Here is a 10,395-nt window from a genome sequence, read left to right as displayed (position 1 = left end):
ATATATTTAATTAAATTACAAAAAATGATTTGATAAGAAATTTTAGTTGACATAAATCATATATTGAAATAAAATTACTTTAAACAATTTCAAATCTTTTAAAAAGACGTTGAAAGGAAGAGTATATATAGGAAGTAGTCAAGAGCGAGTTGGTTATGGTGTGAGTCCAATACGAAGCCTATATTGAAGAACATCCTGGAGTTGCTAACCGAAATTTTAAAGAGTAGGCTTAGACGGAACCAAACCGTTATCAAGTTGGAACGCACTAAGATTTATCTTGCTGCGTTATTTGAGAGAACTTGATAATATATTCAGGTTAATCAGGGTGGTACCGCGGAGATATAAACTTTCGTCCCTATATTTTATATAGAGATGAGAGTTTTTTTTATGCAATAAATAGTGATGGCCACACTATAAGTTAAAATGTATGACGTCATACTCTCAAAAATAAAAAATAAAAGGAGAGTATTAATATGAGTTTAATAATACCAAAAGGATATACATCAAAATTAGAAGTAATTCAGACACAACAAGCTATAAAAGACTTAAAAGATTTTTTTGAAAGTAGACTAGGAGAAACATTAAAACTTACAAGAGTATCCTCACCATTATTTGTTCTACCCGAGACAGGAACAAATGACAACTTAAATGGAACTGAAAAGGCTGTAAGCTTTGAAGTTCCGGACATAAAGAAAAATGCAGAAATAGTTCACTCTTTAGCTAAATGGAAGAGAATGGCTTTAAAAAAATATGGATTTTCAATAGGAAGAGGATTATATACAGATATGAATGCTATTAGAAAAGATGAAGAACTAGATAACATTCATTCAATATATGTTGACCAATGGGATTGGGAATTAATAATAGATAAAAAAGAAAGAACCATAGATACTTTAAAAGGTATTGTGAAAAATATTTACTCAGTTTTTAAAGAAACTGAAGAACATGTAAGTAGTATATATCCAGAAATACAAAAAACTTTACCTGAAGAAATTACTTTTATAACATCTCAAGAACTGTTAGATATGTATCCGAGTTTAACACCAAAAGAAAGAGAAGATAAAATTGTAAAAGAAAAAGGCGCTGTGTTTTTAATGCAAATAGGGAAAGTATTATCTACAGGAGACAAACATGATGGAAGAAGTCCAGATTATGACGATTGGGAATTAAATGGAGATATATTATTTTACAACCCAGTTTTAGATAACGCTATAGAACTTTCATCTATGGGGATAAGAGTAGACGAAAAAAGTTTAGAAAAACAATTAAAGTTAGCTAAATGTGAAGATAGAAAAGAATTAGATTATCATAAATCTCTTTTAAAAGGAGAATTACCATACACTATAGGTGGAGGAATTGGTCAATCTAGAATCTGTATGTACTTTCTAAATAAAGCCCATATAGGTGAAGTTCAAGTAGGTATATGGCCGAAAGATATGATAAAAAAATGTGAGAAATCTGGTATCAACTTATTGTAAAAATTGTATGTTTAAGAAAAATGCTCTATGAGTTATAATAGTTTTAAGTTATAACTTTAGGGGTGATAATTATGAAAGTATTAATGAGAATTATAGATATACTTTTAGATATATTAAAAAAAATTTTAGTAAGATTTAAAGACGCTAAGTTTGGAATTATGTTTATAATTAACCTATTTAAATTACCTGACTTTTTTACAGATAAAGAGGTTAATATAATAAGTAAAACTAAAGTTACATCTGCAATTTTTATAGCTATAACATATCTTGTATCGGGAATAGACTTTATTCCAGAGATGATAACTGGAGTATTTGGTTTTGTAGATGATTTATTTGTACTGTTATGGAGTTTAGGTATAATTAGTGAAGAAATAGAAAAATATAAAAAATTAAAAAAAGAAAACTATGACCCAAATATAATTGAGGGAGTAGATTTTTCAATAAAAGATGAAGAGTAGATTCCTACTCTTCATTTTTAAGTATATCTTTTAAAGACTCTATCAATAAAACATTATCATCATGATTTAAAGTACAAATTCTAAAGAAGTATTCATCTAAACCTTCAAAAGAATTACAATCTCTTATTATGAATTTCTTTTCAATTAGAATTTCTCTTAACTTTGATGCTGTTATTTTTTTTGTTTTAATTTGGCTAAGTATAAAGTTACCATCACTATGATACACTTCCAAGTCTTCAATCGAAGAAAGTTCTCTCAATAAAAATTCTCGTTCGCATTTCAACACAGAACTAGAAGTATCTATAAAGTCTGAATCAGTAAACATAACTTCACCCATTATAGATGCTAATGTATTTATGTTCCAAAGGTCTATATGATTTATAATTGAATCTTGTATTTGAGGATTACATGTAAGCCCGTATCCAAGTCTTATGCCAGGAGTACCGAAAAATTTAGAGGTACCTCTTATTACAAATAACTTGCTAAAATTATCTACCAAATGTGTAGAAGAATAAGTTTGTGTATCTGTAAACTCAATGTATGTTTCATCAACCATTAAAAAGGCACTTGTATTTTCTAATATTTTTTTTATTTCATTTTTACTAAATGCAAATCCAGTTGGATTGTTTGGGTTGCAAATAACAACTAAATCACACTTATTTATGTTTATGTAATCTATAAACTCATCTACATCTACTTTGAACTTCTTTTCTTTTTTTGAAAAGAATTTATATATATCACACTTTACCTTTTTTAACTCTTTCTCATATTCAGAATAAGATGGAGATAATAAAACTGATTTTTTTGGATTAACTATTTCTATAAATGACGAAATAAGTTCAGTTGCACCACTTCCTAATACTATATTTTTTATATTACAATTACAATATTCTGATATTGAATTCTTTAGGTTATAGTAGTTTGGGTCAGGATATATAGATACCATATCTATATTATCTATAATAGCTTTTTTACCTAAACTAGAAGAGCCTAATGGATTTATATTTGAACTAAAATCTTTTAATTCATTTTTATTTAAACCTAATTTATTTGATAGGTCGTATAAGTTAGCACCATGATTTGTACTCATTTTAATAGTCCTCCTAAAATATTGATTACAATAATAATTATATATAATAATTTGCATATAATATATAACTAATACGTAAAAAATAAAAATATATGAAGGGAATAATAAGGATAAGAAATAAACACGAATTATTATTAAATAAAATAAAAAAATATTCACAAACTATTTAAAGTATATGTTATAATGATATATATTAATATACGGTAAATTGGAGGTACAATTATGTACAAGGTTACAGGTGTAATGATAAGTGAAGAAGAGATATTAACAAAAGTTAAAGAGCTAGGAAAAAGAATAGAGGAAGATTTTAAAGGACAAGAATTATTAGTAGTAGGTATACTTAAAGGTGCGAGTGTATTTGTTGCTGATTTAATAAGAAATATAAACTTAGATGTTAATATAGATTTTATGAGTGTATCAAGCTATGGAAGCTCAACAGAATCTTCAGGAACAGTTAAAATATTAAAAGACTTAGATGTAGATATAGAGGGTAAAAATGTTTTAATAGTTGAAGATATAATAGATAGCGGATTAACATTAAGCAATTTAGTGGCAGCATTAAAAACTAGAAATCCAAAATCTTTAAAATTATGTACGTTATTAGACAAGCCACAAAGAAGAAAAGTTGATATGCATGTTGACTATGTGGGATTTGTTATAGAAGACAAGTTCATAGTTGGATATGGAATTGACTATGCAGAAAAATATAGAAACTTACCATATATAGGAATAGTAGGAGAGTAATCTTCTACTATTATTTTTTTAAAATATATTTTAAATAATTAAGATTGATTGTATAATAAAATTATAAATAGAACTTAATTATAAAATAAGGGGGATATGAATATGTACTATATAGGTGTAGACATAGGTGGTACAGGAGTACAAGCTGGTGTAGTAGATGAAAACGGGCAAATTCTTTTTAGAAAAGAATGTCCAACGGATGTTTTAAGTGGATTTGAAAAAATAATGGAAGATATTAATAAACTCGTAAGAAACATGTTAGAGGAAAACGGTGTTCAAATTTCAGAGATTAAGTCAATTGGATTTGGGGTTCCTAGCTTTATAAATAAAAAGGGGCAAGTGACATGTGTTAACTTAGGTTGGAAGGAAGAAGACTTCATAAACACTTTAAAATCTAAGTTTCCAGAAACAAATGTATATGCTGAAAATGATGCTACAGTTGCAGCTTTGGCAGAAGCTAAAGCTGGAAGTATGAAAGGTTGCGATGTAGGAGTTATGTATACTCTGGGAACTGGAGTAGGTGGAGGAATAATAATAAATGGGAAAGTTTTCAATGGAGCACATAATATGGGGTCTGAAATTGGTCACGTTATAGTAGACACTAATTATTTTGATTGTAACTGTGGAAACAATGGATGCTTAGAAACTTTTTGTTCAGCTACAGCTATTATAAAGTATGCTAAAAAATTAATAGAAGAAGGCAATGATAGTAAAATACTAGAATTAGCTAATAACAATATAGAGAACATAAATGCTAAAAATGTATTTGATGCATATAGATTAAACGATAAAGTTGCTATTGAAACTATAAACAGATTCAAAGAGTATTTAGCGAAAGCTATTGCAGGTATGATAAATACATTAGATCCAGAAGTTATATCTTTAGGTGGAGGAGTATCAAGAGCTGGAGATATAATATTAGATGGATTAGATGAATTAGTTAGAAAGTATATAATTTATAAAAATGAAGACTTCGCAGATATTGTAATAGCAACGTTAGGTGCAGATGCAGGTATAGTTGGGGCAGCATTTTTAAGCTAAAATTTTATAATAAATATATTAATGATTTTGAGAAGTTTAGTACTTCTCTTTTTTTTGCTCAAATATATTTAAATTACACAAAAAATTATAATAAAGTACAAGTTACCTACGTAAAATTAAGTATAAACACAAGTATTTAAACAATTACATAAAAAAATCTAAGGGGGATGATATTATGCCAAATATAGTTTTAACAAGAATTGATAATAGACTTATTCACGGGCAAGTAGCTACTATGTGGTCTTCTAGTGTTGGAGCTAATTTATTATTAGTAGCAAATGATGAAGTATCAAAAAATGAATTTAGACAGGGATTAATGGATATGGCAGCTCCAAGCTTTGCTCAAACAAGATATTTTTCTATAGAAAAAACAATAAATATAATAAATAGAGCTAGTGAATCTCAGCATATCGCTATAATTTGTGAAACTCCACAAGATGTTTTAAAACTTGTTGAGGGAGGTGTTCCTATAAAAAAAGTAAATATAGGGAATATGCATATGGCTCAAGGTAAAAGACAAGTTTCTAAAGCAGTTTGTATAGATGATAATGATGTAGACGCATTTAAAAAACTTAAAGCATTAGGTGTAGAGCTAGAAATCAGAAGAGTTCCTAGTGAATCTGCTGAAAGTATAGATGAATTATTCAAATAAGAAAGGGGTAAAGTCATGGAATTAGGTTTTATGCAGATTGTTCTTATACTAATTGTAACTTTTATAGCTGCCATTGACCAATTTAACTTTTTAGAGTCTTTATATAGACCTATAGTTATGGGTCCGATAGTTGGGGCTATAATGGGAGATTTAAACACAGGACTTATAGTTGGTGGATCATATGAACTTATGATGATAGGAGCTATGCCAGTTGGAGGAGCACAACCTCCAAATGCAGTTATAGGTGGAATTATGGCTACTGTATTTGCAATCACATCAGGACTAGACACTAGTGCAGCATTACCACTTGCAATACCATTTGCATTATTAGGTCAATATGCAGTAACAGCTCTATTTACAGTAATGTCTCCGTTAATGGGATTATGCGATAAAGCAGCTAATGAAGCTAATCCAAAGGGAATAGATAAAGTAAACTATATGGCTATGGCAATATTAGGAATATCATTTGCATTAATTGTTTTAGCTGGATTATTAGCAGGGCAAGCAATAGGAGACACACTGACTAGAGTTTTACCAGAACAAGTTTGGACTGGATTAACTGCAGCAGGAAAAATGATGCCTGCACTAGGATTTGCAATGCTACTTAAAGTTATGTTAAGCAAAGATTACGCTATATTTATGATGTTAGGGTTTGTATTAGTTGCATATTTAAATTTACCGCTTTTAGCATTAGCTATAGTAGGGTTAGTAGTTGCTATATACGACTTTAATATTAGTATAAAAACTAAAAATGTCGGAGGAGGTATGAGTGATGGCATCTAGTATAGAAAAAAAATCAATAATTCATACTGAGTATATAGACAGAAGTGAAGGTGAAACATTAGATAAGAAGACTTTAAATAAAATGGCTTTTAGATCTATGTTTTTACAGGCATCATTTAACTATGAAAGGATGCAAGCTGGAGGATGGTTATACTCTATACTACCAGGGCTTAAAAAGATACACAAAAACAAAGATGACTTAGCAACTTCTATGAAACACAATTTAGAATTTTTTAATTGTCATCCATTTTTAATAACTTTTGTTATGGGAATTATATTATCTTTAGAACAAAAAAAATCAGATGTGCAAACTATACGATCTTTAAGAGTTGCAGCTATGGGGCCTTTAGGTGGAATAGGAGATGCGATATTCTGGTTTACATTACTTCCAATTGCGGCAGGAGTTGGAGCAAACTTAGCACTTCAAGGAAGTATAGCTGGACCTATAGTTTTCTTATTAATGTTTAATATTGTTCATTTAGGGTTAAGATTTTGGCTAATGCATTGGTCGTATAAAGCTGGAGTTGATGGTATAGCAAGACTAACTAAAAATGCAAAAGAGTTTACAAGAGCTGCAACAATATTAGGTATGATCGTTGTAGGTGCACTTATAGCTTCTTATGTAAATATAAATATAGTAACAGAAATTCCGATAGGAGAAACTACTTTAAAGGTACAAGAAATACTAGATGGAATAATGCCTAAAATATTACCGCTTGGACTGACTTTTGGAATGTACGGATTGGTTAAGAAAAATGTAAGCCCACTTGTAAATATATTAATAATGGTGGCAATAGGTATATTAGGTGCATATATAGGTTTATTTTAGGGGGAAGTTGAATTGATTATAATAACAGGGCATGGGAAGTTTGCATCAGGAATAAAAAGTAGTTTGAATTTAATAGTAGGAGAATATAAATTTCTGAAAGTAGTTGATTTTACTGAAGAAAAGACTCCAAGAGATTTAAAAGAAGAAATACAGTTATTAGTTAATGAAAATATAGAAAGTAAAACATATATATTTACAGATTTAGCAGGAGGAACTCCATTTAAGGTTAGTAGTGAGTTAAAATTAGAAAATAAAAACATAGAAGTGTTTTGCGGAACTAATTTGCCTATGGTAGTTGAATCTACTATGATGGAGTCATTAGGTTGCGAAATAGACATTGAGGCAATAAAAGAAACAGGAATAAATAGTATAAAACCCAAAAAGAAAATAATTGAGTTTTGTGAAGACGGGATATAATAAAGAGTAGCTTAGGCTACTCTTTTTCTATATAATAATAATTATATTTATTTTTAAAAGGAGGGTGATATTAAAAATGAATATGGAAGTTGAAATATTAAAGTATGTACAATCTTTTAATAATCCAATATTAGATACGATATTTTTAATAATAACTATGAGCACAGAGATACCTGTTATTTTAGTATTAGCTTCAATTCTATACTGGTGTATAAATAAAAAGTATGGAGCAAGATTACTTTTTGCATTAACAGGAAATATAGCATTAAATACTGGAGTAAAAGAGTATTTTAAATCTCCAAGACCAATAGGTGTTGAAGGAATTAAATCTATGAGAACATCAACTGCAACAGGGTATTCATTTCCAAGTGGTCATACTCAAATAGGAACTACTTTTTGGGTTAGTATAATGAATATATTAAAAAATAAGTATATGTATTTATTTGGTACAATAATGTTTATATGTATAGGGTTATCAAGATTATATTTAGGTGTCCATTGGCCTGTTGACGTATTATTTGGATGGTTTTTCGGAATATTTTTCACTATTATATGCAATTGTATAATAATAAAAATTGAAGAAAGTCAAAAGTATAGTTATTTTATGATAATAGTAATCCCTATGATATTAGGTATATTTATTGTAAATAGCATAGAGTACATAAAAATGTCAGGACTATTAAGTGGATTTATTGTTGGCTATATAATAGAAAGACAATGTATAAATTTTAAAGTGGATGTTAGCTTAAAATCTAAAATATTTAGGTATATATTTGGATTACTAAGTCTAGGAGCTGTATATGCTATTTTAAAATTAATTATGCCTCAAAACTATGTAGGTAGTTATTTAAGATATTTTATATTGATGGTATATGCAATGGCAGGAGCGCCATATTTATTCGATAAAATTTGGAAGGAATGATAAATTTGAAAAAAGTAGTTGTAATAGGTGGAGGAGCAGCAGGGATGATAGCAGCTTCAACTGCAGCTAGTATGGGTAATGATGTTACTTTACTAGAGAAAAATGATAGACTAGGCAAAAAATTGCTTATAACAGGAAAAGGAAGATGCAATATAACTAATGATTGTGATATTGAAGAGCTTATTGAAAATATACCTACTAATGGAAAATTTTTATATAGTTCATTTTATACATTTACAAATGATCAAGTCATAGATATGTTTAATTCTCTTGGAGTAAAAACTAAGACTGAAAGAGGAAAAAGAGTTTTTCCAGAGAGTGATAAAGCTAAGGATGTTGTTGTTGCACTAGAAAAACAATTAAAACAAAATAATGTAAAAATTGTTATGAATGCATCAGTTGATAAGATAGAAGTAAAAGATGGAAACGTCAAAGGTGTTGTTCTAAAAGATAAAAAGATTATAAACTGTGATTGTGTAATAGTTTCAACTGGAGGAATGAGTTATCCAAGAACAGGTTCAACAGGTGATGGATATAAATTTGCAAAAAATTTAGGACATACTATAGTGAAACCTATACCATCTTTAATTGGACTTGAAACTATGGAAGATGTTTATGAGTTAAATAAGCTATCTCTTAGAAATGTTTCTATAAAAGTAATGGATAAGAAAGGGAAAAATATCTTTGAAGATTTTGGAGAAATGGAATTTAATGAATTTGGAATAGATGGGCCTATAATAAAATCAGCAAGTTGCAGAATGAAATCTTTTGAAAATGAAACATATAAGATTTATTTAGATTTAAAACCAGCTTTAAGTGAAGAAACTTTGGATAAGAGAATTCAAAAGGATTTTAAAAAATATACTAATAAAAAATTTGAAAATAGTTTAGATGATTTACTACCTAAAAAACTAATACCTTATGTTATTAAACAAAGTAATATAAATAGAGACTTAGTAGTTCATCAAATTTCAAAAGAGCAAAGAAAATATTTAGTCAATTTATTAAAAAACATGGAATTTAATATAAAAAGGTATAGACCTATAGATGAAGCTATAGTAACATCTGGTGGAGTTAAGACAAATGAAATAAATTCATCAACTATGGAGTCAAAGATAGTTAGTGGTTTATTTTTTGCAGGAGAAGTAATAGATGTAGATGGATATACAGGTGGTTTTAATTTACAAATTGCATTTTCAACAGGATATTTAGCAGGTATAAGTTGTTAATATCTCTTTTAATATTTGTAGTAAAAAAATAAAAAAAATATAAATTTTTAGTATATAAAAAACTAAGATTGGCATAATAAGAACATGAACAACGAACAAAGTAAATGGAGTAAAGAGTTGTTCATGGTAAATTTGCCACTTAAATAAAACTCCATAAATACTACAAATAAACTAATATAAAGAGAGGTAATCAACATGACAACAAACAATAATAACACTAAAGCAGTACCAGAAGCTAAAGCAGCTTTAAAACAAATGAAATTAGAAATAGCAAATGAATTAGGTATATCTAATTATGACACTGCTGACAAAGGAAATATGACAGCAAGACAAAATGGATATGTTGGTGGATACATGACTAAAAAATTAGTTGAAATGGCAGAACAACAAATGAGTGGACAACAAAGATAGTTAAAGAAAGGAAGGATAAAACCTTCCTTTTTTTATGTTTTAAAAATTATATTTATTAAAAAGATTATAATCTATGAGATTTATTTATTTCAATTTAAGAGTAAAAATAGAAGAGATGGACAAAATATAAATGAAATACATAAAAGGAGGAGTAGTTGTTATGGCAATAAACTTTGAAGAAGTAAAAACTAAATTTATAAATGGAGATTTAGATGAAAAAATAAAAATATATACTACAACTGAAGGTCTTTCGGTTGAACAATTCAGAGAATTACTTAAGTATTATCCAATTCAACATCTTGCTAAGTTAGAAAAAGCTTTAGGATAAATATAAAAGCACT

13 protein-coding genes and 1 other annotated feature are annotated in these 10,395 nt (G+C 28.3%); of the genes, 12 read left to right on the top strand and 1 reads right to left on the bottom strand.

Annotation, left to right across the window (positions count from 1 at the left end; genetic code table 11):
• Positions 1-100 precede the first annotated feature (100 nt).
• Positions 101-360, top strand: a binding site (T-box leader).
• A gap of 113 nt (positions 361-473) precedes the next feature.
• Positions 474-1,478 carry an aspartate--ammonia ligase gene (gene asnA, locus VN21_RS11140; protein ID WP_046823342.1) on the top strand — a complete coding sequence of 335 codons (1,005 nt, stop codon included), beginning with the start codon at positions 474-476 and terminating at the stop codon, positions 1,476-1,478.
• A gap of 71 nt (positions 1,479-1,549) precedes the next feature.
• The gene (locus VN21_RS11135) at positions 1,550-1,936 is read left to right on the top strand and encodes a YkvA family protein (protein ID WP_046823341.1); all 387 of its coding nucleotides are present in this window, start codon (positions 1,550-1,552) and stop codon (positions 1,934-1,936) included.
• A 4-nt stretch (positions 1,937-1,940) separates the two neighbouring features.
• Here the strand turns inward: VN21_RS11135 and VN21_RS11130 are convergent, their stop codons facing one another.
• Entirely contained in the window at positions 1,941-3,026 is a 1,086-nt protein-coding gene (locus VN21_RS11130) for a pyridoxal phosphate-dependent aminotransferase (protein WP_046823340.1), read from the bottom strand.
• Positions 3,027-3,248: 222 nt separating this feature from the next.
• On the opposite strand from VN21_RS11130, the gene hpt reads away from it, so the two are divergent.
• From hpt to VN21_RS18885, 10 genes are all read left to right on the top strand, one after another.
• The gene (hpt, locus tag VN21_RS11125; RefSeq protein ID WP_021429996.1) at positions 3,249-3,770 is read left to right on the top strand and encodes a hypoxanthine phosphoribosyltransferase; all 522 of its coding nucleotides are present in this window, start codon (positions 3,249-3,251) and stop codon (positions 3,768-3,770) included.
• Positions 3,771-3,872: 102 nt separating this feature from the next.
• The gene (locus VN21_RS11120; RefSeq protein WP_046823339.1) at positions 3,873-4,811 is read left to right on the top strand and encodes an ROK family protein; all 939 of its coding nucleotides are present in this window, start codon (positions 3,873-3,875) and stop codon (positions 4,809-4,811) included.
• A 175-nt stretch (positions 4,812-4,986) separates the two neighbouring features.
• Positions 4,987-5,463, top strand: coding sequence for a PTS galactosamine transporter subunit IIB (agaB, locus tag VN21_RS11115; protein WP_046823338.1), 477 nt, complete (start codon positions 4,987-4,989; stop codon positions 5,461-5,463).
• Positions 5,464-5,478: 15 nt separating this feature from the next.
• Positions 5,479-6,246 carry a PTS mannose/fructose/sorbose/N-acetylgalactosamine transporter subunit IIC gene (locus VN21_RS11110; RefSeq protein WP_021429985.1) on the top strand — a complete coding sequence of 256 codons (768 nt, stop codon included), beginning with the start codon at positions 5,479-5,481 and terminating at the stop codon, positions 6,244-6,246.
• Positions 6,236-7,075, top strand: a complete 840-nt coding sequence (locus VN21_RS11105; RefSeq protein ID WP_046823337.1) for a PTS system mannose/fructose/sorbose family transporter subunit IID — start codon at positions 6,236-6,238, stop codon at positions 7,073-7,075. Before VN21_RS11110 ends, VN21_RS11105 begins: the two co-directional genes overlap by 11 nt.
• A 12-nt stretch (positions 7,076-7,087) precedes the next feature.
• Positions 7,088-7,492, top strand: coding sequence for a PTS sugar transporter subunit IIA (locus tag VN21_RS11100; RefSeq protein WP_046823336.1), 405 nt, complete (start codon positions 7,088-7,090; stop codon positions 7,490-7,492).
• A gap of 76 nt (positions 7,493-7,568) precedes the next feature.
• Positions 7,569-8,414: a phosphatase PAP2 family protein gene (locus tag VN21_RS11095; protein ID WP_046823335.1), complete on the top strand. Its 846-nt coding sequence runs from the start codon at positions 7,569-7,571 to the stop codon at positions 8,412-8,414.
• A 5-nt stretch (positions 8,415-8,419) separates the two neighbouring features.
• Entirely contained in the window at positions 8,420-9,643 is a 1,224-nt protein-coding gene (locus VN21_RS11090; RefSeq protein WP_046823344.1) for a BaiN/RdsA family NAD(P)/FAD-dependent oxidoreductase, read from the top strand.
• Between the two features lie 195 nt (positions 9,644-9,838).
• Entirely contained in the window at positions 9,839-10,054 is a 216-nt protein-coding gene (locus VN21_RS11085; protein WP_046823334.1) for an alpha/beta-type small acid-soluble spore protein, read from the top strand.
• A gap of 130 nt (positions 10,055-10,184) precedes the next feature.
• Positions 10,185-10,382 (top strand): hypothetical protein, encoded by a 198-nt coding sequence (locus VN21_RS18885; RefSeq protein WP_152650805.1) that lies wholly within the window; start codon positions 10,185-10,187, stop codon positions 10,380-10,382.
• Positions 10,383-10,395 lie beyond the last annotated feature (13 nt).

The sequence above is a fragment of the Paraclostridium benzoelyticum genome (genome assembly GCF_001006285.1).
In the GTDB taxonomy this organism is placed as follows: domain Bacteria; phylum Bacillota; class Clostridia; order Peptostreptococcales; family Peptostreptococcaceae; genus Paraclostridium; species Paraclostridium benzoelyticum.
This window is presented reverse-complemented; position numbering and strand designations above follow the sequence as displayed.

Excerpts from the sequence above, each read along its gene's own strand:
- VN21_RS11110 (WP_021429985.1), top strand. The coding sequence starts at position 5,479 with ATGGAATTAGGTTTTATGCAGATTGTTCTTATACTAATTGTAACTTTT.
- VN21_RS11120 (WP_046823339.1), top strand. The coding sequence starts at position 3,873 with ATGTACTATATAGGTGTAGACATAGGTGGTACAGGAGTACAAGCTGGT.
- VN21_RS18885 (WP_152650805.1), top strand. The coding sequence starts at position 10,185 with ATGAAATACATAAAAGGAGGAGTAGTTGTTATGGCAATAAACTTTGAA.
- hpt (WP_021429996.1), top strand. The coding sequence starts at position 3,249 with ATGTACAAGGTTACAGGTGTAATGATAAGTGAAGAAGAGATATTAACA.
- VN21_RS11105 (WP_046823337.1), top strand. The coding sequence starts at position 6,236 with ATGGCATCTAGTATAGAAAAAAAATCAATAATTCATACTGAGTATATA.
- asnA (WP_046823342.1), top strand. The coding sequence starts at position 474 with ATGAGTTTAATAATACCAAAAGGATATACATCAAAATTAGAAGTAATT.
- VN21_RS11130 (WP_046823340.1), bottom strand. The coding sequence starts at position 3,026 with ATGAGTACAAATCATGGTGCTAACTTATACGACCTATCAAATAAATTA.
- VN21_RS11085 (WP_046823334.1), top strand. The coding sequence starts at position 9,839 with ATGACAACAAACAATAATAACACTAAAGCAGTACCAGAAGCTAAAGCA.
- agaB (WP_046823338.1), top strand. The coding sequence starts at position 4,987 with ATGCCAAATATAGTTTTAACAAGAATTGATAATAGACTTATTCACGGG.
- VN21_RS11095 (WP_046823335.1), top strand. The coding sequence starts at position 7,569 with ATGAATATGGAAGTTGAAATATTAAAGTATGTACAATCTTTTAATAAT.
- VN21_RS11135 (WP_046823341.1), top strand. The coding sequence starts at position 1,550 with ATGAAAGTATTAATGAGAATTATAGATATACTTTTAGATATATTAAAA.